Annotated in this window: 15 protein-coding genes; 11 read left to right on the top strand and 4 right to left on the bottom strand. The window is 47.0% G+C overall.

The features are described 5' to 3' along the window. Positions 1-294: 294 nt before the first annotated feature. On the bottom strand, positions 295-801 hold the full coding sequence (locus tag PPG34_RS18250; protein ID WP_313834883.1) for a hypothetical protein: 507 nt from the start codon (positions 799-801) through the stop codon (positions 295-297). A 1,094-nt stretch (positions 802-1,895) separates the two neighbouring features. On the opposite strand from PPG34_RS18250, the gene PPG34_RS18245 reads away from it, so the two are divergent. The 6 genes from PPG34_RS18245 to lpdA all read left to right on the top strand — a co-directional run bounded on the left by PPG34_RS18245 (position 1,896) and on the right by lpdA (position 13,454). After that, positions 1,896-4,028 (top strand): hypothetical protein, encoded by a 2,133-nt coding sequence (locus PPG34_RS18245; protein WP_313834882.1) that lies wholly within the window; start codon positions 1,896-1,898, stop codon positions 4,026-4,028. 56 nt (positions 4,029-4,084) lie between these two features. Continuing rightward, the gene (locus tag PPG34_RS18240) at positions 4,085-5,614 is read left to right on the top strand and encodes an energy transducer TonB (RefSeq protein WP_313834881.1); all 1,530 of its coding nucleotides are present in this window, start codon (positions 4,085-4,087) and stop codon (positions 5,612-5,614) included. A gap of 579 nt (positions 5,615-6,193) precedes the next feature. Beyond that, positions 6,194-7,495, top strand: coding sequence for a hypothetical protein (locus PPG34_RS18235; protein ID WP_313834880.1), 1,302 nt, complete (start codon positions 6,194-6,196; stop codon positions 7,493-7,495). Positions 7,496-7,975: 480 nt separating this feature from the next. Continuing rightward, a complete protein-coding gene (gene aceE, locus PPG34_RS18230; RefSeq protein ID WP_420888108.1) occupies positions 7,976-10,675 on the top strand; it encodes a pyruvate dehydrogenase (acetyl-transferring), homodimeric type in 2,700 nt (899 codons plus the stop codon). Continuing rightward, a complete protein-coding gene (locus PPG34_RS18225) occupies positions 10,672-12,015 on the top strand; it encodes a 2-oxo acid dehydrogenase subunit E2 (protein WP_313834879.1) in 1,344 nt (447 codons plus the stop codon). Before aceE ends, PPG34_RS18225 begins: the two co-directional genes overlap by 4 nt. 26 nt (positions 12,016-12,041) lie before the next feature. Then, entirely contained in the window at positions 12,042-13,454 is a 1,413-nt protein-coding gene (lpdA, locus tag PPG34_RS18220; RefSeq protein ID WP_313834878.1) for a dihydrolipoyl dehydrogenase, read from the top strand. Positions 13,455-13,589: 135 nt separating this feature from the next. On the opposite strand, the gene PPG34_RS18215 is transcribed toward lpdA, so the two are convergent. Further along, positions 13,590-13,907 (bottom strand): RNA recognition motif domain-containing protein, encoded by a 318-nt coding sequence (locus PPG34_RS18215; protein WP_313834877.1) that lies wholly within the window; start codon positions 13,905-13,907, stop codon positions 13,590-13,592. A gap of 596 nt (positions 13,908-14,503) precedes the next feature. Between PPG34_RS18215 and PPG34_RS18210 the strand changes: the two genes are divergently transcribed. Together PPG34_RS18210 and pgm are read left to right on the top strand one after the other, a co-directional pair. After that, positions 14,504-15,364 carry a CBS domain-containing protein gene (locus tag PPG34_RS18210; protein WP_313834876.1) on the top strand — a complete coding sequence of 287 codons (861 nt, stop codon included), beginning with the start codon at positions 14,504-14,506 and terminating at the stop codon, positions 15,362-15,364. A 34-nt stretch (positions 15,365-15,398) separates the two neighbouring features. Further along, positions 15,399-17,051 carry a phosphoglucomutase (alpha-D-glucose-1,6-bisphosphate-dependent) gene (gene pgm / locus PPG34_RS18205; protein ID WP_313834875.1) on the top strand — a complete coding sequence of 551 codons (1,653 nt, stop codon included), beginning with the start codon at positions 15,399-15,401 and terminating at the stop codon, positions 17,049-17,051. 42 nt (positions 17,052-17,093) lie between these two features. On the opposite strand, the gene PPG34_RS18200 is transcribed toward pgm, so the two are convergent. Further along, positions 17,094-19,412 (bottom strand): 6-phosphofructokinase, encoded by a 2,319-nt coding sequence (locus tag PPG34_RS18200; RefSeq protein WP_313834874.1) that lies wholly within the window; start codon positions 19,410-19,412, stop codon positions 17,094-17,096. Positions 19,413-19,624: 212 nt separating this feature from the next. Here PPG34_RS18200 and pyk point away from each other — a divergent pair, with 212 nt between their 5' ends. Together pyk and PPG34_RS18190 are read left to right on the top strand one after the other, a co-directional pair. Continuing rightward, complete coding sequence (gene pyk / locus PPG34_RS18195) at positions 19,625-21,025, top strand: pyruvate kinase (RefSeq protein ID WP_313834873.1); 1,401 nt, start codon at positions 19,625-19,627, stop codon at positions 21,023-21,025. A 194-nt stretch (positions 21,026-21,219) separates the two neighbouring features. Beyond that, positions 21,220-21,759 carry an FKBP-type peptidyl-prolyl cis-trans isomerase gene (locus tag PPG34_RS18190; RefSeq protein ID WP_313834872.1) on the top strand — a complete coding sequence of 180 codons (540 nt, stop codon included), beginning with the start codon at positions 21,220-21,222 and terminating at the stop codon, positions 21,757-21,759. Positions 21,760-21,853: 94 nt separating this feature from the next. On the opposite strand, the gene PPG34_RS18185 is transcribed toward PPG34_RS18190, so the two are convergent. Continuing rightward, complete coding sequence (locus tag PPG34_RS18185) at positions 21,854-23,620, bottom strand: tetratricopeptide repeat protein (protein ID WP_313834871.1); 1,767 nt, start codon at positions 23,618-23,620, stop codon at positions 21,854-21,856. Positions 23,621-23,843: 223 nt separating this feature from the next. Here PPG34_RS18185 and PPG34_RS18180 point away from each other — a divergent pair, with 223 nt between their 5' ends. Next, complete coding sequence (locus PPG34_RS18180; RefSeq protein WP_313834870.1) at positions 23,844-24,833, top strand: hypothetical protein; 990 nt, start codon at positions 23,844-23,846, stop codon at positions 24,831-24,833. Positions 24,834-24,847 lie beyond the last annotated feature (14 nt).

The following is a 24,847-nucleotide window of genomic DNA, read 5'->3' as shown; positions in this document are numbered from 1 at the left end:
GCTTAGTTCTATTTTCGGTGTCAGCCTAAATAGTATTAAACCGCGCAATTCATATAACGGGAGCTACCCAAAAGGGCTAGTTGAAGAAAAAGATTCTGTTTAAAGTGAGTAGGTTGGTAGGCGATTGTCTTCGGTTGGTACTAGGCCTCTGCGGTAATCAGTCGATATTAATCTCTAAATTCGCTGATGAGGATCCAGGGATCCCCCATCTTTAGCTCCTAGCTATTACAATTTACGGTATTCCTCGGAATGTGCCCTATGACTCAAAAAGTTCCACACAAGATCGAAATTTTCCTAATTTTCATTTGCGAATTGCCTAATTTCATGCGAAGCCTCCATGGCCTGGAACGTTTTGCGAAATAGATCTTCGTGGAGGGCTTTAATTCGCCTTTCAAAATTTGAAGTGCGGGTAAACATATTTCCTTCGTTAGCTCTGCCTTCTCCCCTCACAGAATCTATCCATAAAATGTCCCCTTTGACATCTTTTAGGGTCCACTCAAGCGTAGCTGTGAGAACCGCTTCATGAAAAACAGTTACCCCTGATGTTTGATCAACGAAAACCATTTTGGGGGTAAGAAGTGCATCAAATTTTTCTATCTCCTGAGAACGTTCATCGTTAATAACTACTACTCTGGAAAATAGGTGTCGGGTAACGGATTCTGCATTCTTGGAAAAATCCTCCCCGAGGGGAATAATGCGATTTTCCTTCTCCCATTTGGCACTTCGAAATTCCTCGGTCAAATTAAGTGCAACACTCATGTCAAATTTCTTGACAACCGGGTAGTCTGTAATCGGTTGCATATCAACCTTGTAGATTTGAGTGCAACTAGCAAGGACGAAAGTAAGAAATATAATAGTTGGGCGAGATTTATTTATTAAAGCGATCATTTCGATACCAACCTCCGGTTCCATTTAAAAGATAGATTGAAATCTGTTATTTCCTTACTTTGAAGATTCACCGCTTCAAGATGGATTTTCCATAGTTTTTGGGGTGCAGTGCCCTTTGGTAGTCGGAAATAAACGAACCCTTGGGTTGACTTTCCCGGGGATATGGTTTCCATATGAAGTTCCTTTACTAGAAAATTTTGTTTCACGACTGTCGCATCAGACTCCATTTTCCCTCCTATAAACATTAAGGGAAGAGAAATTAGCATAGCACCTGCAAGGCTTAAGGCTTCCCCGCTAGCCTCTGATCCCAATCGCTTTCGATCATTGGTGCTGTCCGACACGGGGTTTTTACTCCCAAGCGAGAATCTTTCCTTTTTTAGGATGAAGCTTGAGGGGCTTTGGTTTTTTGCCATTACCAAAACAGGAAGAATACCCTTATTTAAGAGATCAACCCCAAAGTATTTTTTATTTTCTTCAACATCCGTTAAAGGATGAATGGCTACGGAAAGGCCGTTTTTGGAAAGGGAAGCCGAGTAGTGATCAATTGATTTGGCCTGGTAATCTGGTAACTCCAAGGTTGTGCACCCTTGGAGTCCAATCATTGAGAGTGTGGAGAGGAACATTAAAGGTATAGGGAATACCGAAAATAGGTTTATAGGCAATAGACGGCAGAGTGGAAATCTCATTGTGTCTAAGGCAAGGCAGTGAAAGCTCATTTTTACCTCTTTGGGTCAAAAAAAATTGACCAGTAGTCCAATGCAGAGTGCGAAAAAGGTTATAGATGCATTAATGATCAACCCTTGTCCCGATGAAAAGGCACTTTATCTCCCCCTCGAAAAACAAAGGTGCAACTATACAGCTAGATTAAGAACAAGACCCACCATCTAAAGAGTATGGCCATTTCCAGAAGTTGAATACCCCAAGAATTTGTCTATATATTTGTCTCTACTCCACTAGGTAAACTTATAATCAAAAGTTAGTTTATTGTTCAAGGACGAAGAGGCCACATGCAAAGAGTAAGAAGAGTCATCTTATTTAGCTTTTACCTTTTCCTTTTTGGGTTTGGAGCAATTGGGGAGGCCCAATCAAATGGACAAGAAAATAAATTGGAAATCCCGTCCTCTAATTTAGAAGCCAATTTCGGTGAGGGTGATGAGAGAAAAGCGGTTAAAATTAAAGGAACAAACGACTCACAAAATTCGCTACAGTCTGAAAAAAAAGCTGCAGGGTCTACGGGGGTACCTGAGACCGAATCGCCCTCAATTACAGCACTGTTAAAGGCAGCAGAGGAAGGGAATTCTATAGCTCAGTTCGAGTTGGGATCGCGTTTTTTGCAAGGAAAAGATGTAGGGCAAGACATTTCAAAAGCCGCGAAATGGTTTAATAAGGCCGCAATTCAAGGTGAGGCAAAAGCACAGTACCTTCTGGGGTTTCTTCATGAAAGAGGTGAAGGTGTTTCTCAAAGTTATAAAGAAGCTGCAAGATGGTACACCATGGCAGCCGACCAAGGGCTTCCTGCTGGACAATTTTTCTTGGGTCTTCTGTATGAGTACGGAAAGGGAGTCCCGAAAAGTTTACAGGAAGCTGCAGGGTTATACCATTTGGCCGCAAAACAGGGTATTGGTTTAGCCCAGGTTCAATTGGGTAACTTTTACATCAAAGGAATGGGCGTATCACGGGATTTTATGAAAGCCGAGAAATGGTATCGCTTGGCTGCAGAACAGGGAAATCCTGATGGCCAAGTCGCATTAGGAAAAATGTACAGGGAAGGGAAAGGGGTACCCCAAGATTCAATTGAAGCGGTAAGAAGGTATCGACAGGCAGCGAATCAAGGTAATCCAGATGGACAGTTCTTCATGGGAGATGCGTACTTTAACGAAAAGGGAGTCCAAAGAAGGTATCGACAGGCAGCGAATCAAGGTAATCCAGATGGACAGTTCTTCATGGGAGATGCGTACTTTAACGAAAAGGGAGTCCAAAAGGATCTGGATGAAGCTAGGAAATGGTTCAAATTAGCTGCAAATCAAGGGCATGGAATGGCTAAAATATTTTCACAGATTACAGAAAATTCCAAGAAGGAACCTCACAGGCCTATGCCTGATCCTGAAGAATGTTCAATAAGGCCTGTTGAAAGGCTAAAAGAAAACTCTCAAATGCCTTTAAGAAATGCCATCGAATCTATTGATGAAAAGTTGGGCTCAAAAAGAAGAAACTATCAAAATATTGTTGAAGAAATTAGGCGTTTTGACTTCGAGCTTGAAGAGATTAGCAAAGAACATAAGAGATTGATGGAGAGGGGAACCCTCGCAAAAACACAGGAAGAAAAAGATGCCGTGCTTGCTGATTTTGAGGTAATAAAAAACAGGCAGGCTGAAAATAGAAAGCGGCTTCTTGCCCTAAGGGATCAAACAAAAAAGAGTTTATTGGAAATTCAAAATCTCAATCAGAAAAAAACCAAGATATTAGCGCTCATAGAAAAAAACCAAATTACATGGAATGAAAAAGCGTTCACCAAGAAACGACCAAAAACCTACGTAGCGATTCTAAACGATATCCCTTCCAAAGAATACCGTAATGTGTTCGAAATGATAGTAGGATATGCTTCCGAGTTAGTTAAGGATTGGCCGTATCGGTTTAAAGAAGGTTTGGTGGAAAATAAAATACTTTCAAACGACGTTTACGAAAAACTCAATGGAAATCTAGTGGCAATTTGGCAAACGCAGGGATTGGAATTTGCTAAAACGTCAAAACTTGCAGGGTTTTATTCGCCTATAGTCGTTTCTGACCAAGAAATCACACTGCCTGAAAAGTATTTTGGCTATTGGCTTGCTAATGCTAGGAGTACGGCTGCCGTTAAAGGAAACATGGTGATATCGGGCAATTGCATCGAATTCGAAAAATCCGGCAAGAGAAACTATATCGTTAGGTTGCAGGAAGATGACGCTTTTATTCTTGAGCTAAATAAAGAGTTATATGGGGACAAGTTCCTTCGCATAGGTCCTAAAAAATATAAACTTATCGGTGCAGATATTCTTAGGTTAACATTTTTTTCCGAGGATTTTCTTACACCTCAAGCATTAGAAATTTCAGAGGACTGGGATGTATATAAAGTTGGTTCAAAAGATTCCTATACTCGCTAAGGGATATTTGAGTTTAACAGAGAAAATGCAATATCCCAAAATTCGATAGAGGTAGCATGAGAAAAATAAGAGTAATTATCTTTTTTTGCTTTTGTCTTATCTTTTTTAGTTTTCCGCCGGTTGGGGAGGCCCAAACAACAAGGGTTGGTTTGAGTCATACCATTCCGCCGGTTTACCCAAGAGAAGCAAAGGAAAAAGGGTGGGAAGGTACGGTTTTAATACGAGCCTACGTAGATGAAAAAGGAAAGGTCGAACGTGTTCAAATTAAAAAAAGTAGTGGCCAGGACATACTAGATTGGGCAGCTTATGACGCTGTTTGGAAATGGAATTTCATTCCAGCCAAAGAAAACGGGACTCCAACCTCTTCTATCGTTGATATCCCCATCAACTTTGATCTTCGTTCCGAAAGAATTAAGGAAAACTCAAACACAAAGGGCCAGGTCGTATTCAAAAACTTAGACCAAGAAACACAAAATATATCCGAGCAAGACCCTAAAAATAGAAATGTGATTGTTTTAGATGCGCCGGTACAATATCCCGGCATAGCAAAGGCGAATGGCCTTGAAGGAACCGTGCTCCTAAGAATTGTTGTAAACCAAGGTGGGAATGCCGAAAGTGTAAGAGTTGTGCAAAGTAGTGGCCATGCTGTTTTAGATCGGGCTGCATCAGGCTCAATATGGAAATGGGTTTTTCGACCTTCGGAAAAAAATGGGATTACTCAAAAATCAACTATTGAGATCCCGCTAATTTTTAAATTGGATTCATCATTGCCAATATTGGCAAAAAAGACATACCACCCTGTTTCCGAACAAAAGAGTGCATTAGGTGAAAAGACTTATGCTAAGGTAAAAAGGGATTCAAATCTTGTAACTAAAAAGACTCCACCAAAAAGAAAACTTAATGAAAAATTGGCATCTTTAGTTGTTCCGGAGGCTAAACCAAAGTGTAAAAAGGGCGGTTCAAAGCTTTCAAGCGATGGGAAACCCATACAGTATCTACAATATTCAAATGCAGAGAAGGTGCGATTGCAGCTGGATTTAAATCTGGTAGATTTTGGAGTTCTAATCCAACCTCGAGATTCCCAAGGATTGGTGCTTAGTGTGACGAATATTGTCCAAAAAAATGGGATCTGGAACAGAGCCCCGCGCCTTCGGCAAGTCCGCGATCTTATTAGTCAGAATGGCATGCCTGCTGTGATGGTTTTGATATTGGATAATATTCCAAACAGTTCAGCAAATGGGCTTTTTGTTCCAAGGAATGTACTAAGCGAAGATAATGGTGAGGTGCGTGTGCTTTACTATGAAAATAATAAGGTGGAATGTGTGGACCCAAAGATAGGATTTATTCCAAAGAAATATGTGCCAGTGGAGAGCAAAGGTTTTGTAGGGAGACCTGATGCTTTGAAGGGTACCTTTGAATCCTCTAAAAATTTATCTGGTTCATTTTCAGATGAAACCCCTTTTGGGGTTGCTTATAAGGGAGAAGACGATATAAGTATGGTAAGCTTTATCAATCAGAAAACCCTTAATTCCATTCTCGAAATTTTTCCACAGCATAACACAAAAGGTCTACTCCAAAATAAATAAAAAGAATTTTTATTTGCTCTAGTGTATTTGAGGAGATTCACTAGGCGTTCATGTTGCGAATTTCTTGGAATGATACCTTTTGGCAAACTTCATTGACGAGTTATTTAAACCTGTTTTAAAACCTGTTTCCTTATAAATCAGGAGAAAACTCAGAATATCAATGGAAAACTAAAGTCGTCCGCAAGTTCTTGGTGTACAAGAGAAACTATAGGGATATATAATTAGAAAAATCAGGTAACGAACAACTCTTAATCAGCGGGCCACAGGTTCGACCCCTGTACGACCCACCATCTTTCTCTCTCAAGGAAAAACCCGTTTTAGACCTGTTTCTGGGAGTTGGCCTCAGTTCAATAATGTGGCTGGGTCGGTAGGCTAACTTTCAGTTATCCTGTAATGTAACCATTCATTCCAATAATTTGGATCCCTTAGAAACACTTGATTCTCTCCGACTTCAAGGCTAGGGGGGCATATATTTCTCGGACTGTTTTGTCCCCTAAGACGTAAAAGGGAAAATTTATGGGGGAGTAATTTGTTGCAGTCTTTAAAAACACATAAAAATTCCCAAAAGGTTCAGGAAGGATGAAAGCTCTTCCTCTCATAATTCAGAAAAACCTAAGAGATGTTGTTACTCTGGGAAGCTTTAGTCTCCAAACATTCCATATCAATTTATCGACCAAGTATGTCGACTCATTTCAAGAATTGCCTCGAGAGGCACATTTAACACTCAGGCACGAATTTGGGCATTTGCTCCACTACCTCACTACTTATATTGGCCTAAAAGATTTAAGCTTTTGGGTAGAATCAATTGATGTCATTCAAAAAAAGATGCCGAAAAAAACTGCAGAACAGGAGTTAACGTGGAAAGCGGAGCAAATTCTTCGCATTGCGCGGACCAAACAGATTCTCTCTATTGATGATGAATACTACTACGAAGAACGCCCGTGGGAATTTGAGAATGCTTTATTGAATAAGGAAATTTGGCAAGTAAAAGAAGTGACGGGCCGTCTTTTCCGTGTGGATGGTTCATTATCAGGACATAGTTTTTGGGCAACCCGATTTCATGTGGGGCATCCTGATACCAGCCCTTCCTTTTTGCGGATTCCAGTAGGAATGCGAACTTTGCTTGAACACATGGCTAAGGCTGTTGACTTTTTGGGGGAGATGAAAACCCAAGATAGGCACAGTATCGTTGAAAAATTATCTCAACAGGCATATGTGCCCAGTTTACTCCATTACTATTGTCTGACTCATTGGCTCGCCCCGTTGCTAGCGCGAATTTATGGAAAAGAAAACATTGACAAAGCCTATCTTGTCTCAGGCCATTTGGTCCTTCTCTTAACCGAGATTCCATTCGATGACCCGGATATATGGAGGGCATTAAGGTCCTTTGCTGAAATCCATCGTCCAGATTTGTTACCTCACCTTGACGTGCCTCACCCTTCATTTATTTTTCCAATTTTTCGTGCTGCTTTAGAAAAAAGCTCTCACTCATTTAATACTTTCCAAACTGATGATATAGAACAAGGCATGAAACACCTATTAAAAGAAGTGGGCCTGCCACCCTTAAATGAACTTCAAAAACATAGGGATGATCTTTTAAAGAAAATCTTGGCCCGGCTAGACACATTTCCACTTGGGCAAAAAATAAAAAACCTTTTGGAGTGGGTGAATAATTATTCTGCTGAGTTAAGTCGAGAAGACAGGCTTGCTGATCCCCTAAAAATTTTGAATGGACAGGTTCCTGTCCCGGTAATTTTTAATGATGACTATTTTTGGGAAGGCGGCGTGCTTCAAATAAAAAAAGTCGAGGCACTCAGCCACCTAGTTGAACGGCAAGGCCAAATGCTTAGATTTCCCCATACACGAAATTTAGTAGATTAAGAAGAAAGTACCCTGAAAGTTTCAAGAATTAATAAAGCAATTCCTATTAATCACATTTTTCCATAAATCCAGAAATGGATTCGCCTATCTTGTATTGAAAAAACATATCTGCCTTTTTCACCAATCCAAACTGACCTGGTTCAAACAGGTTCTAAAACAGGTTTCCCAAATGTGCGCTTTTTTCAAACCTATGAGACCAAAAGTCTTTTCCTCTTCAGTTTGACTGATTCCGTATCAGCTGCTCTCAGCTATTCAGCTGCGTTGAGTCTCTTCAACACCGCAACCGAGTTCCGCAATCAACTTACCCAGCAGTAATCCAAGGGGAGACATCAAAACCAAATTTTCACCGTCTGATCAATGAACATAGTTTCAGCATGAAAAATATCACTGAATGGCTACATTTTGACTATGGTCCTGGTATGTTGAATAATCCACAAGAGATCAAAAATATATTTTCTAATTTTGGGCCGGAATGGGTTCATGAACATGCCAACAAATGACCAGCAAATAGACATGGCGACCGTGGGAGATCTTGATCCCGTGGAAACTCAGGAGTGGGTCGATTCCCTGGATTATATTTTGCGGGAAGCTGGGAAAGATCGAGCTATTTTTATTCTCAAGCGTCTTCAAGAGGAAATGGACAAGGCAGGACATCCTCTGCCATTTACGGCGAATACGGCGTACGTCAATACGATACCTGTCCATCAGGAGCCGAAGTATCCGGGAAATATTGCCCTGGAAAAACGGATCAGAAGTCTGGTGCGTTGGAATGCGATGGCGATGGTCGTTCGGGCCAACCGTGTGTGCCCGGGCATTGGTGGGCACATTTCCACCTTTGCTTCATTGGCCATGCTGTTGGATGTCGGGTTTAACCATTTCTTTCGTGCATCCAGCACCAACTCCTCTGGGGATCAGGTGTACTTTCAAGGACATGCCTCTCCCGGAATTTATGCCCGTGCGTTTCTGGAAGGACGGTTGTCAGAACAACAATTGGAAAATTTTCGCAGGGAATTGCAGCCAGGGGGAGGGCTCTCTTCGTATCCCCATCCATGGTTGATGCCAAACTTCTGGCAATTCCCTACGGTCTCCATGGGGCTGGGGCCTCTCATGGGAATCTATCAAGCCCGCTTCAACCGGTATCTCGAACAACGCGGGTTACTGGATACCTCCCAATCGAAAGTGTGGGTGTTTGTGGGAGATGGCGAAACCGACGAACCCGAAAGCATGGGAAGTCTGACGCTCCCTACCAGGGAGAAACTGGACAATCTCATTTTCGTGATCAATTGCAATCTGCAGCGATTGGATGGCCCGGTTCGGGGCAATGGCAAAGTGATTCAGGAATTGGAAGCCGCGTACCGGGGCGCCGGGTGGAATGTGATTAAGCTCGTCTGGGGTGCTGACTGGGATCCACTGCTGGAAAAAGATCAAGACGGATTACTTCGGCAGAGAATGAGCGAAGTGGTGGACGGATGGTATCAGAAATACAGTGTGGAGTCGGGACCATTTATTCGGGAGCATTTTTTCGGGGCAAATCCCGAGTTGCTGTCACTGGTGGAACATCTGACTGATGAAAATCTGCCGAAATTGAGACGCGGAGGACATGATCTGGAAAAAATTTTTGCGGCCTATCACGCGGCGGTCAAATTTAAGGGAGCCCCAACTGTGATTCTCGCCAAAACCATCAAGGGATATGGATTAGGCGAAGCCGGAGAGGGCCGGAATGTGACTCACCAGCAAAAGAAATTGAATGAAGAGGAATTGAAGAATTTCCGTTCCCGGCTCGGCATTGAGCTTAATGATGAAGAGGTTGGGGACGCTCCGTATTTTAAACCCTCGGACGACAGTGACGAAATCCGGTATTTGCATGAACGACGAAAAGCGTTGGGAGGCTATCTTCCGAATCGTGGCGTCAAGAAGGCGCCTCCCTTAAAAACCCCGGACCAGGAAGTCTTTAAGGAGTTTTTCGAGGGATCCGGGGAACGAGAAGTCTCCACCACCATGGCCTTCGTCCAGATTTTTAATCGTTTGTTACGACATAAGGAAATCGGAAAGTTGATTGTCCCGATCGTTCCGGATGAGGCCAGGACTTTTGGGATGGAGTCGTTATTCCGGCAATATGGCATCTATGCCAGCCAGGGCCAACTGTATGAGCCTGTGGATTCCAAGCAACTGTTGTATTACCGAGAAGCGAAGGACGGGCAGATTCTGGAGGAAGGGATCAATGAAGCCGGGTCAATGGCTTCTTTCATCGCGGCCGGAACAGCCTATTCCACGCATGGTATCAATACGATTCCCTTTTATATTTTTTATTCCATGTTTGGCTTTCAACGCATTGGCGATTTGATTTGGGCCGCAGGGGATATGCGAAGCAAAGGGTTTTTGTTGGGAGGCACGTCCGGACGGACCACTTTGAATGGGGAAGGATTACAGCACCAGGACGGTCACAGTCATTTGCTGGCTACGACTGTTCCTAATCTGGTCGCATACGATCCGGCTTTTGCCTATGAAATTGCGGTCATTATTCAGGATGGCATTCGAAGAATGTACGAGAAGCAGGAAGACGTTTTTTATTACATTACTCTGGGCAACGAAAATTACGCGATGCCCCCCATGAAGGAACACAATCACGAAGGCATTTTAAAGGGAATCTATAAGTTTCAGCCTGGGCCCACGGATGCCAAAATGATCAAAGCGCATCTGTTTGGCAGTGGAAGCCTGATCACGGAAGCCCTTCGGGCCCAGACCATTCTGGCAGAACGTTATCAAGTCTCTGCTGATGTCTGGAGCGTGACCAGCTATAAGGAACTGCGAAGAGATGCGTTGGAAGTCGACCGGTGGAATCGTTTACACCCTTTGGAAACCCCAAAGGTTTCCTATATTGAATCCATCCTGAAGGAAGAAGAGGGGCCTTTTGTCGCAGTGTCGGACTATATGAAACTGGTGGCTGAGCAAATTACTCCATGGGTTCCAGGTGGATTGATTGTTCTGGGTACGGATGGGTTTGGTCGGAGTGATTCACGGTCCGCGCTCCGACGGTTTTTTGAGGTCGATGCGGAATGCATGACACTGGCCACGCTGGATGCGCTCCGGTGGCAAAATAAACTTGACAAGAAAACCGTTCAACAAGCCATCACAGATTTGAATATTGACCCTGAAAAGGACAATCCGTTGACATTATGAACGAAGAAATTGTGCTTCCAGAATTGGGCGATGGCATCGAAACTGGCGAGGTGGTGAATATCCTGGTTTCCACAGGTGATGACGTCGCCCAAGATTCCGTTCTCTTGGAATTGGAGACCGACAAAGCGGTGATTGAACTCCCTTCACCTCAAGCGGGAAAAATTGCGAGTGTCCGTATCAAAAAAGGAGATACGGTCAAGGTTGGTCAGGTGTTGTTCACTCTCGAACCTGAGGAAGCCTCCAGCGAAAAACCAGAAACCGAACCTCAGGAAGACAGAAAGCCCGAGGAAGCGAAACAAGATACAGAAGACAAAAAGCCAAAAGATGACAAACAGCCTGTTGCTGAAGAAGGTCAGACCGCTTCCGTGAAGGAAGAATCCCAAAAAGTCTCTTCCCAGTCTGATGACCAAACGCCTAAAGCCGAAGATGGCAAGACGACAGGAACATTAATCCCGGCCGGGCCCGCCACGCGGAGACTGGCCAGAGATCTGGGGATTGATCTTTCCACGGTGAAGGGAACTGCCCGGGGAGGTCGAATCACTCCAGATGATATAAAGGCCCATACCAAACAGCTGCTTCGAGCTGGGTCATTTTCAGGTGCCCAAGCGGTTGAGGAATTGCCGGATTTTTCCCAATGGGGTGCGATCGAAACGAAACCCCTGTCATCCTTACGCCGGAAGGTCGCCGAGAATCTATCATCTGCCTGGCCCAGAGTGCCGCTGGTCACTCAGTTTGATGAAGCCGACATTACTGAGCTGGAAACCATGCGAAAGAAGAATCTTGAGTATGTAAAGCAGAAGGGCGGCAAATTGACGATGACGGTGTTTGTGTTGAAAACCGTCGTGGCTGCGTTAAAGGCTTTGCCACAATTCAATGCCAGCTTGGATATGACTCACAAAGAACTCATCTATAAAAAATATTTCAATGTCGGGGTGGCGGTCGATACCCCAGCGGGACTGATCGTGCCTGTGTTAAAAAATGTAGATCAAAAAAGTTTCACTGAACTGGCGATTGAATTGACCGAGTTGTCCGAGAAGGCCCGGAGTCGCAAAGTCGCACTGGAAGACTTGCGCGGAGGCAACATCTCTATCTCTAATTTGGGTGGCATTGGCGGAACCGGGTTTACGCCGTTGGTCAGTCCGCCAGACGTGGCGGTGGTGGGGCTCTCGCGGAACAAGCTGGTCCCAGTCTGGAGGCACGGCCAGGTCCAGCCAAGGTTAATTCTGCCTTTCAGTGTTTCTTACGATCACCGGGTCATTGACGGGGCCGATGCCGTCCGTTTTTCCCGATTGATTGCGCACGAACTGGAAACCTATCAGGAACTACTTTTGGAAGGATAATTGAAAGGGTAATAATGATGACCTCTATGAGCAAAAAACACCTTCTGGTCTTGGGTGGAGGTCCGGGGGGATATGCCGCGGCATTTCTTGCGGCGGACATGGGCATGACCGTGACCCTGGTGGATTCCGGACACAAGCCCGGAGGAGTCTGTCTTCATCGGGGTTGCATTCCTTCAAAAGCGTTACTTCATCTGGCAAAACTGATCCATGAGACTCGGCAGGCAAAAGAGTGGGGAGTCGTCTTTGGAGAACCCGCGATCGATATTGGACAAGTGCGACAATGGAAAAACTCAGTGGTGGATAAAATGGCCAGCGGCCTGGTGACACTCTGTAAACAGCGAGGGGTCAAATTTGTTTCGGGACATGGAGTATTCCAGGATTCTCATACGATCGTGGTTTCGGGTAAGGATACGATACGTTTTGATCATTGTATTCTGGCCGTGGGGTCCAGGCCCATTCTTCCGAAAATGTTTGAAGCCCTCGATCCACCGGTGTTGGATTCTACTTCTGCGCTGGAAGTGGATGAGATCCCAAAGAAAATTCTGATCGTCGGAGGCGGGTACATCGGTCTAGAGATGGGAACGGTGTATGCGGCGTTTGGTAGTAAGGTGACGGTGGTGGAGATGATGGACAGCTTGCTCCCTGGAGTGGATGCGGATTTGGTCAGACCACTTCAGTTGAGATTAAAAAGGCAGTTTGAAAATATTTTCCTCAAAACCAAAGTCGAATCCATTGAAAAAAGCAATTCCGGTTTTACAGCCGTTTTAGAAGGAGCGGTCTCTGAAAAAGAACATACGTTCGATCAAATTCTGGTTTCCGTGGGCCGTCAACCCAACTCAAAAGGAATCGGATTGGAACACACCAAGGTCAAAACTGATGAACATGGATTTGTTGAAATCGATCATCAACAGCACACCGCAGACTCAGCGATTTCCGCGATTGGAGATGTGGTAGGGGGGGCGATGCTGGCTCATAAAGCAACGGCAGAGGCCCATGTGGCTGTTGAAGTGATTGCTGGAAAAGAAGAGGCCTTTGATCACCGGGCGATTCCCGCAGTCGTGTTCACTGATCCGGAAATTGCCTGGGCTGGGGTTACGGAAACCGAGGCGCGAAAAAGTCATCGAGAAATCAAAATAGCAAAATTTCCCTGGGGAGCCTCAGGAAGAGCGCAGACTCTTGGAAGACCGGATGGCTTCACTAAATTGATTCTTGATCCTGAGACCGGGAAAATTTTGGGTGTGGGACTAGTCGGTTCCGGAGCAGGTGAGTTGATCGGGGAGGGCGTGTTGGCCATTGAAATGGGAGCTTTGGCGGAAGACCTGGCTTTCTCGATTCATCCCCATCCTACGTTGTCTGAAACCCTTATGGAAGCCGCAGAGGTGTACCTCGGAAAATCCCCGCACGTGTATCAAAAGCCCTCCCGGGTGGCAGAGGATTAAACGCCGATCACATTTACATTTCACAAAACTGCGCGATGGGTTCAAGAACTGCCATCACTTAACGGCAAAAGAAAAGCGGCGTGGCTGGATTTTATAACCAGCCACGCCGCTAATATAGGAATTACTTGGTGACGATTAAAACCGGTTGCCCCGGCCGCCTCTATCGCCTCCACCACCAAATCCACCACCACCGCCAGAGCGTGGGGCCATTGGTTTGGCTTCGTTCACGGTTAAGGTACGACCACCCATCTCCGTAGAGTGCAAGGCCGAAATAGCGGCTTCCGCTTCACTTGGAGATGACATTTCCACAAAACCAAACCCGCGAGATTGCCCGGTGTACTTGTCTGTGATGACTCGTGCAGACTCTACGGTGCCATGCGCGCCGAATAAGGTCTCGATCTCAGATTCGGTTGCAGAATACGGTAAACCACCAACATAAATTTTAGAACCCATGCGGTTCCTCCTTTGAAAATTTTGACACTGTCTTGTTTTAGAGATAGCGAATGGGGAAGGTGGAATCCGTTGACGCGAAACTGATGCGATAAGGGGCTAACTTCCGAATGAACTCTATGACAAAACAATATCGGTAAAGGACCTCGTTTGCTTATTCTTTATCACCAGGTCCAACGCGATAAAGTAGGGCCAGCATAGCATGCACTTTGCAGAAAAGATAGGGTGCATGTGTCAGGGAAAACTCGGGACGGATTTTGGTAAGGCCTTGATTTGATTGGCAAAAGTGAAAATTGACAACCTGCTAAATTTTGGTTTCTTGGATTTGTCCCGCCTGCATCTCGATCCCATCCCAATTCTTGACCTCTTCCTAAGAGCGCATACCGCATTTGACCCTCTACGGTTTCTTTCGCTACTTTTTGTTTGGGATAAAACTTTTGGCTTTTTTTGTATTCCCTGACGCAGGAGATACCAGGCAGAGGATCAACAAACGCAACGTGCCGTTGGGATTCTCAATCGTATTCCAATCATGTCTTGGCTCACGAGTAATGCTGATTCGCTCCTAACCCTTCATTTACTTCAACGCCAAGGAAAATTCTATGGCCAGTCCAGGTGAACGAGTGGAAAAATTTATGCAGCGGAATCTTGTCTCGGTCAAGGCGGCGACGACTCTCGTGGAGGCAGCCAAAAGGATGGCTGAGCAAAAGATCGGATGTCTCCTGGTTCATGGAGAAGGGCAAGCAACCCAATCATCTGCCATGATTGGGTTGCTTTCAGAAACCGATCTTGTGCGGAAAGGTCTGGCCCAAGGTTTGTCCCTCCCGGCCACCAAGGTGACTCAGATCATGACCACGCCCCTTCAGACCATTTCCATCGAGTCCACGATGTTGGATGCCAGTCATGTGATGGAGCAGTCAGGAGTTCGTCATCTTTGCGTGTCTAATGGAAATGATATTGTGGGGCTGATTTCCGTTCGTGATTTGGTAAAACATTTTGTGTATGCCGCGTCTGGGCCACTTCGTGATTTGGATGATGTCTATCGGCCCTTGAGTATCCTGATGCAGAAGTCGATGGTGACGATTGATCGAGAGGAATCTCTTTTACGCGTCGCCACCACCATGACCCAAAAGCGCATCGGCTCATTATTAGTGTCACAAAACGGGGTTGTCGTAGGCATTGTCACGGAACGTGATCTTGTCCAAAAAGTCGTTGGTTGTGATCAGGATCCCAATCAGGTCACGGTTGGTAGCGTCATGTCTTGTCCCCTCATTGATATCGATATCAATCGAACCGTGCATGATGCCAGTGATCTTATGGCTGAAAAAGGTATTCGTCATTTAACGGTAACCGAAAACCATGCCATCGTAGGGATTCTTTCTGTTCGTGATCTTATTCGGATGATCTCGGTTCGCGATCGCCCACGGTTCTTGCGTGAACAACGAGGCCACGAACAGGGATGAAAAGATTCTTCCTGGGCGATTTGGGGAGATCAGAATGAAGGTAAGTCCCCTTGCCGGGAAACCCACTGAGCCTTCCATGCTCGCCAACATTCCTAAGTTGGTGACTGCCTATTACACGGGCCGCCCAGATCCCTCAATCCCCGAGCAACTGGTGGGGTTCGGTACCTCAGGCCATCGAGGGTCATCCTTCAAAAATTCTTTTAACGAAGCGCATATTTTGGCGATTACCCAAGCTATCTGCTTGTATCGTCAACAACAATCCCTTGTCGGCCCACTCTTTCTGGGCATGGATACTCACGCGCTCTCTGAACCTGCCTTTACAAGTGTACTCGAAGTGTTGGCGGCAAACGGTGTGGTGGCAATGATTGATCAGGACCTCGGCTACACCCCAACACCAGTGATCTCTCATGCCATTCTTAGCTATAATAGTGAGCGTAGTGAAGGCTTTGCCGACGGCATCGTCATCACGCCCTCACATAATCCTCCCGAAGACGGTGGTATCAAATACAACCCTCCCCACGGTGGTCCGGCCGACACTCTAGCGACCAACTGGATTGAGGAACGTGCGAACGCGTTCCTTGCCAATGACCTGCGCGAGGTCATGCGTGTTCCGTATGAGAAGGCCCTCCGCGCTGCGACGACCTATCGGTACGACTACGTGGGCTCCTACGTTGGAGACCTTGGAACGGTGATCGACATGGAGGTGATTCGAAGTGCAGGCCTCGCCATCGGAGTCGATCCGCTTGGTGGTGCGGGGGTGGCATATTGGGGGCCCATCAGCGAACGTTACGGTTTTGACGTGACCGTGGTAAATGACGCGGTTGATCCGACCTTTCGCTTCATGAGTGTGGACTGGGATGGAAAGATCCGCATGGACTGTTCATCACCCTATGCCATGGCCGGACTGATTGCCATGAAAGACCGTTTCGAGATCGCCTTTGCTAATGATACCGATCACGATCGACATGGAATCGTGACACGCAGTGGTGGGTTGATGAACCCCAATCATTATTTGTCTGTGGCCATTTCTTATCTCTTTACGCACCGTTCGGATTGGAAAGAGGATTCGGCCATCGGAAAGACAGTGGTAAGTAGCAGTATGATCGATCGCGTCGCCGGCAAACTCGGACGACGTCTCGTTGAAGTTCCGGTCGGGTTCAAATGGTTTGTGGATGGGCTTCTTAATGGCTCCCTGGGTTTTGGAGGAGAGGAGAGTGCAGGAGCATCCTTTCTTCGTCGTGATGGATCGGTCTGGACTACCGATAAGGACGGTATCATTCTGGATCTTTTGGCCGTGGAAATGATGGCCAAAACAGGAAAAGATCCCGGCCAGCTCTACCTCGATCTCACGAAGGAATTGGGAGATCCAGTGTATGAGCGAATTGATGCACCCGCCACGCGAGAGCAGAAGGCCAGTCTTAAACAGCTCTCACCGAAACAAGTGCAGGCTTACCATTTAGCAGGTGAGAAGATCAAAGCTATTCTGACTGCAGCGCCTGGTAATGATAGTGCGATTGGGGGGCTGAAAGTGATTACCGAGAACGGCTGGTTTGCTGCTCGCCCTTCAGGCACCGAAGATGTCTATAAGATTTACGCCGAGAGCTTCAAGGGGCAGGATCATCTTCGAAAGATTCAGGAAGAAGCGCAAGCACTGATTGAGAAAGCCTTTGCTATCCCCGCCTCTTAATTCTATTTTCCCAGACTGAATTCCTTGAACACGTCGGACCGGCTACAATGCCAATTCGGTTCCGTGCATTCGAGCGAACAATTCCCAATCAAAGGGTTTGGGTGCCAACGCATGCAGGGGAATCGGTTGAATGGTTCCTGAGTCTCGGTACGCTAACATGCATCCGATGACTTCTTGGGGCTGTTCGACCAAACTTCGAATGGCTTCGTAGGCGAGGTGTTGAGCCATGGTTTTGTCCACCGGTGTCGGGGATGCACCTCGGAGTGTATGGCCCAAAATGGTGGCCTTCGTGGCAACGGACAGTGGGTAAGATCCGGATCTTGTTTGAAGGTGGGTCCACTGGGAAATCCTATTGGCGACATAGTCGACCAGACCATGGACTCCACCCACGGGATGATGGCAGTGAGGTGTGCGTTCGGCCACCACAATAATGTGGCTTTTGTTTTGGACCCCCAAGGTTTGTTTCAATGTTCCCAAAATGACTTCTTCGATATACGCATCAGGGTCAGGATGTTCGTTGACCAACAGCCCTTCCGCGCGTGCCTGATAGGCACACATTAAGGCTAAATGACCGGAGCCCGCACCCATGACTTCCACGAAAAATACACTTCCCATAGCCGCACTCGTCGCTTTCAGCGACTCGATGGATTGATTGGCCAGAGCTACTGCTGATTGAAGCCCAAGGGAGGTGGTCCCGGCAATATTGTCATCGATCGAACCTGGAATCCCGATGACCTGTATTCCAAACCGTTCAAAGATGGCACGAGCCCCACGCATACTGCCGTCACCGCCCATCACGACCAATGCTCCATCTTCCATGTATGGTTTGAGATGATGAATAGCGGCCAGTTGCACCTCTTCATCTTTAAAATCTTCAAAGCGGCTACTTCCAATTGGGCTGCTGGCATGATTGCTCATGCCACGCGTGTTTTGTTCGGTTACCAGTTCTATCCAATTATTGGCCAACCCCAGAAAGCCATGTTGCACGAAATAGACTTCGAGACCTAATCGATTTCCCGTGACGCGAAGTTCCTTCAATGCCGCTCCGGCACCTGCAAAATCTCCACCTGAGACCAAGGCAACCACCCGCCGAATTTGGCGTGGGTGAAGTGTGACCTTATCACGACGTTCTTGTTCTACGGTTTTCCAGGCCTCGCGGGCTGCACGTTCCCGTTCTGAAAGTCCGACTGCCGTGGAATATCCCGACAATTGACCGTGCTCAAAGGTCAGGAGCACGACGTTATCCTGTCCTTCCTTATAGGCGCCAAATTCAGAAAAGGCCTCGCTGAATGGACGAGGATCTAGAAATATTAAAAGTGCCCGTAATGTCGAGCTGTGTGTATACAAACACAGGACCTCTCCCTGGTGGGTCTGGCCCAAATGATGGAACCCATCTACCAAGTCCACATAGAGTTCAAAAAACGAATGGCCCCCCGGATAACTATAAAGTGGGTGTTTAATCAGACGCTGGGCTGTCTTCGTATCCACGCCAAAGGCTTTAGCGGCTTCTTCGAGTTCGGCGGTTTTTTCAATGCCGGTGGCCCATCCGAAGTCTTGTGATTCTAATGCACCTTCTACAATGGGTTGAGTCGTCTTGGCTGTATCCGGGGACAGGATGGAGACGACCCGTTCAAAGAGCTGACGAGTATTGGGACTGCGACTTACCATATGCACAAATGATTTTGGGTCCAGGTAGTTATGCAGGTGGAGGAAGTCCAGTTGTTTTCCTACCAGGCCTAAAGTTCGGGCAAGGGCGGTTCCAATGGCCTCTGCTTTAGGGATTCCTCGCTCGGGATCAAGCACGTTCTTCAACCGGCGTCCCACACGAAACTTCTTACTGTCGACCTGTGAGACTCCGTGCCGCATGGTCAGAAATAATGTGCGGTCGCTTAAGTCCTTGGGCATCAACCAAAATTGATCGTTTCCTATGTCCAGGACGATCCGGCCTTCAGCCAAATTGGGAGTCATGTGTTCGCGGGGCACGATCGCCACTGGGCGACGTCGTGTTGGTTTGATTGTGGCGCCGATTGGCGCTCGCATCAAAGCGGAAAGCTCCCCTTGAGCCAGGAGCTGATTCCAGGCTGCGAAAAACACCAAATCATCTCCTCCACATGCTTGTTGGATCAGCTGGTGCCTGGCATTTCCATATGCTGCTGCATCGGCAAAACCCTTTTGGGCATCATGGACAAACGCTCTAATTGCGGTCATAGCCACCAGCACCCGTTTTGGGCGATCTTCTGATGGACCTGGAGCGGGAGGGAGTTCTGCACCCTCCACTGACGGACGTCGGACTAAGGCTTCCCCGTAAGAGAGAAGACCATTGATGGTCACAAAATTCAGATTTTCGGCTTTTGCATTCATCCTTTACCTCGTTTACGCGTCCAGCTTTCAACTACCTAAACGCGGAAAATTCTATATCCTATATGTTTTTTGGCTTCGTCGTAAACAGAGAGTTTGACTTGGAAAATACCTGTATCCTTGGTCATACGCCAGGCCTCTTGTCTTTCACATTATTGACCAATTTGGGAAATAACTCCAAAATCAGAAAGATTTCATTCTTCCAAGAAGGGCTTATGCAGAAAACACGAATTATTTGTACGATTGGTCCGGCGACAGAATCTTACGAGATGTTGCGCAAAATGTATGATGCCGGCATGGACATTGTTCGGTTGAACATGTCTCATGGCACTCACGAATCCCATACCAAGGTGATCAAGCATATAAAGACCCTCAACAAAAAGGTTGAATTTCCGATTCCGATTCTCCTGGATACCCAAGGCCCAGAAATTCGAACAGGGGATCTGGTCCAGGATCTCAATTTACAGGAAGGCACGATCGTATCGATTGCTGCACGCGGACCTCTGGATGTGGAGGAAAGTTCTATTCACATCAACTATGCCGAAATTATGGAGTCGGTAAACGTGGGTGACAAAATTACTGTGGATAATGGGTTGATTAATTTTGAAATCCTGGAGAAAAGAGATCGTCTCATGCAGTGTCGTGTCATTGATGGGGGGGTGTTGAAAAGTAAACGCCATGTTAATTTGCCAGGCATACGTGTCAATCTTCCGGCGATTACGCAAAAGGACGAACAGGATATTGCGTTTGGCTTGGCGGCGGATGTGGATTTTATTGCCCTGTCGTTTGTTAGAGAAGCTGAGGATATTCGACGGTTACGACACCTCATGGGCCACAAAGCCGGGAGGGTAAAAATTATTGCGAAAATTGAAGACCAGGAAGGGGTGCGCAACCTGGAAGACATCATTCAGGAAGCCGATGGCATTATGGTGGCTCGAGGAGATTTGGGAGCAGAAATCAACCTGGAGGATTTACCAAACGTCCAGCGTCGAATCGTCAGACTCTGCGCGGAATATGGAAAGCGGGTGATTGTCGCGACCCATCTTCTGGAGTCGATGATTCACAATCCGATCCCTACTCGCGCGGAAGTGACGGATGTGGCCAATGCGGTTTATGAAGAAGTGGATGCCGTGATGCTTTCTGGTGAAACCACGGTGGGGAAATATCCGATTAAATGTGTTGAGCACCTACGAAAGATTGCAATCAAAACCGAAGCGATCCCTGGATTGCAATTTGCGAAAAATTTGCAGCGGACAAAAGATAAACAACAATTAGCCATCGCAGCCGTCCAACTTGCAGGAGGCTTGCAAGCCAAAGGGATTGTTGTGATCACGAGAAGGGGAATCATGGCCGACTTCGTTTCAAATTGTCGCCCATTTTTCACCAATATTTATGCCTTCACTAACATGAGTCAATCCCGTCGGACCATGACACTCAATCGCGGAGTGTTCCCCTTCAGAATTAATTTTAGCTCCGACCCTGAAAAGACGTTGCAAACGGCCTTTAGGATTTTAAAGGAACGGGAACATTTCCAAATGGGAGAAAAAGTCGTGATTATTTCAGATGTCCTGGCGCAACATCGGGTCGATTCCATCCAAATTCGAGACATTCCATAATGTAAACCGATTGGCCAACAACCCCAGCATTTCAGGTTGTTGGAAACCTACTTAAGGTATTTGGTAAGATAATTTTATCCGTTCACCAATAGTCTGGGACTGAACGCCTGTCCCGTTTGTTCCGCCTTTTCCGCGAACACTTCCAGCCTATTTTTTCTTTCTTACGTCGGTGTGATTACAAGGAGAGTTGTCCCATGTCCCTTCGCGCTCGGATTCAACGTGTCTTAGTTGTCTTGTGGTTGGTTGTGTTTACGTTCAACATCAGTTCCCTGAGCTTGGCCCAAGCTCCTCAGGCCTTGACTATTTCTCATGGCAAAGAAGTATCGTTGGAATATACCTTACGGTTGGAGGATAAAAAAATTGTGGATACCAATGTCGCGGCCGAGCCTTTGGTCTTTACGCAGGGCTCGATGCAAATTATTCCTGGTCTTGAGAAGCGATTGGAAGGGATGGCGGTTGGCCAAGAAAAACAGGTCGTGGTCACGCCGGAAGAAGGATATGGGCCAGTGAATCCGCAGGCCATAATTGAAGTGCCGAAAGAACAGCTTCCTGGTGATTCATTAAAGGTCGGGCAAGTCTTGGAAGGCCAAGATCCAACTGGAAAACCGATGTATGCCAAAGTGACGGAGATTCGCGACAAAACGGCGATCCTCGACCTCAATCATCCCCTGGCTGGGCAAACACTGTATTTTGATGTGAAGGTGTTGAATATTAAAGAGGGGGGCACGCACTAGGCCAGGTCGGTTCTCTTGTGGTCAAGGAAAAGGGCCAACCTCTCGCACATGGTTATATGTGTTTGGGGTGTTGGCCTTTTTTCATGTTCAGGTGTTAGGTCGACGGGGTGGGTTCGATAATGCGGAACCGTACTTCGTCGGTGTGAGTATAGGCCGTGATCGTATTGCCCACAAACAATCCGCAGCGGTACAAACCTGGAAGCCAGCCTTTTTCTGGTGGAGATAGGAGAAAGTAACCAGTTTGTTCACTCATGGCCATGACGATGCGATCTTGTGCCAATGGCTGTTGCTCCAGGGTGATTTCTGAAGTTTCTAGGTAGCATTGGGTAGCCAGGGCGACCTCATCATAGGATGCGGTTACGAGCCCGAATACTAAAAATATCTCTTCCTGTGTCGTGGGAAATGTATCCCCAGGGTTGATCGGAATAAATTCATGAGCCCCTCCCGGTAAATCATCTCGCATGACGCGACCAGCTGGAATCACATGTCGAAATAAGCTGAAATCCGCATCTCGACCCATTAAGGAAGCCCGTGTAAAAATAGGGTCCTCGGGTTCCAATCGTTTCGAGGCGAGTTTCTTGTACAGTTCCTCCTCGGATTGACCTTCGGGCTTCGAGCCATTGGCCAAGGGAATACGCTCATTGGCGTCATCCTTCGGTAGTTCGGCCGCGGGAAGATGTTCCCGAACTTCTTTTAACCGCTGCTCAATTTTTTTGATATCCAGAACTGTCAGTCCTCCAGGGACTGGGGCCTCTTTTGTACTGAGCTCAAATTCCAGCGCAGCGTCATGAAGTATTTGGAAATGAATCAGCGCTTCCTTCCAGTGTTCCAACTTCATGAGGCACAGCCCCATGCGGTAAAAGGTGTCGGTATACACTTCATCCGAGGGGTTGAGCCCCACCATTTTTTCAAAGATATCGACGGCCTCTTGACATCGATCCATGCCCATAAGGGCTCGTCCCAAATCATGGCTGGCCCGATAGTCGCTGGGCTTGAGTTCGATCACGCGGCGTAACAGCGGTTCGGCTTCGGCATAGCGTCCTTCTTCGACAAGTCTCCAGGAATCGGCACGGATTGCGGCCCATTCCTTGCGTTCTGCTGCTGTGCCTTCGGGGCTGAAAATGTACTGATACCGTCGGCCCCGTTCTTTGGTGGCGCCATACACAACAGAAAGCAGATTGCGAGCAGCGGTCTCTTCCGGCGACCCGGGAGCAACCATGGCGAGCACTTGTTTCACTTCGTCACGGGCACCTCGACCATCCAGGATATCAAACTGGGCGCGGGCTTTGGCGAGTCGCCAGCCAGGGAGGTCAGGGCCGAGGGCCAGCGCTTTTTTGTACCATTCAAAGGATTCTTCCAGACGATCAATCTTTCTCAGCTCTTGGGCCAATCGCAGGGGTACTAAGGGATTCGTGGGATCATATTGGGCAATGCGTTGAAACTCTTCGATGGCCTGGTCGCTCTGCCCGGAACGTAATAAAGTACTCCATTTGGCCCAAAGGGCATTCAGCGCGTCCGGCGCTTTGTGAAGAACTGCGTCATAGGCCTCAAGGGCTTCTTGTGGGCGACGAGTGGTGACGAGAATATCGCCACGCAGTTTTTGTAACTCTAGCGCGTCTGGATGGTCTTGAATTCCTTGGCGGAGAATTTCCAAGGCAAGTGGTGTCGTACCTTCCATCCAAGCGGCTTCCGCATCCGCCAGGATTTCTTGTTCCGGAGTCATTGGCAGGTCTTGGGCCAAGGCCGGAGTGGTCGAACAGAGGAGAAGGGCCAGGGCCAGAATGGGGTCAAGGACCCGTGAAGATTTTTTGTCGGTTGACAAATTATGTTTGTGAGAATTGTTGTATGTCGTGGTGAACATGGATTTTACCTATGGTTGGAAATTCATGGTGCAACATGTCATGGTGAAAAAGCCGGACTTGTCGAGAGTTTTTGACTGTTGTATCAACATGCGTGGGTAAGTCTGAAAATTCTTAAAGGAAAAAACTTTCATATGCAATCATGTATTCAGTATAGCATAGGATAGATGGCCGAAGGCGGGGGAGCCGGGGTTGTCTCCCCTTAGATTAAGGGTGCGTTTTAATATGAAAAAGGCATGGAGCCAATCTTTTTATTCGAAGACCGTCTGCGCCATGGTAACTAGATGGGCCATGATTGTTTTTTATGCCGTGGTGTTTCTGGGGGGGCTAGGAGTGGCTGGGGTTCCTTCCCTGATCCCTGCCGCAAATTCGGGCGATGATCCTGAAGAGGAACCCCGATTGCCTTTGGCCTTAGAGGTTTCGTTAAAAAAACCTCAGCCAAGCTTGTATGAGTTTCACGTTCACTTAACCAATGTCAGTGCGGAGCCAGTTTCTGTCGATGTTCATGATCTTCCATGGACACCTCCGAATGATTCCAAATGGTTTAAAGCGTTTCGTCTGGAGGGAGAGCACCTTCCTCTCATCCAAACCTCCTTTCTCGGAAATTTTGGGTCACGAAGTATTCGCCTGCTTCCTGGAGAGTCGGTTCAGGATAGGATTGTCTTGAATCATCAGATTCGGTCGTTATTGGAGAATATTCAGCAGTCCGGAGTCCTTCTTCAGTGGGATTGTCCACCGTCTGGCATAAAATTCGTTTGCCAAAAGGATGCACCACATTCAGTCACGATTCCCAAAGGTGATCCGGGACAGCCTGATGTCTACATCATTGATGAGCTTCTGTGTCAGAAGTTACAGGATGCGATTGGACTTATCCGTATTCCTCACGACCACGATGTGCTGTTTCTTCTGACGAGTGAAACCGTCATGATGGATCTGACGAAGGCGCAAGCCTTGCTTTACGAGGTGGATGATTATGTCCGGCATTGTCAACCGAGGTGGACGAATAGTTGGGCCGTGAGTTTTTTTACAGAAAAGAAATTCGCGGGGTTTGTCAGTGATTTGGAGAATCAACCCTATTTTGAAAAAGGGCTATGGCAACAAGCCAATATTGGGCAATATGCCAGCCAGATTCGGACCCTCTTTCGATTTCCGTGGATTAGAAAAAAGGCCAATTCCGTGTATCTATCCGTATACCGGCCTGGACGCCTTAACTGAATGAGGTTGTAACT

This window comes from Candidatus Nitronereus thalassa (genome assembly GCF_032191465.1).
Taxonomy (GTDB): Bacteria; Nitrospirota; Nitrospiria; order Nitrospirales; family UBA8639; genus Nitronereus; species Nitronereus thalassa.
Note: the sequence above shows the minus strand (reverse complement) of the source record. Positions and strands in the feature narration are given on the sequence as shown.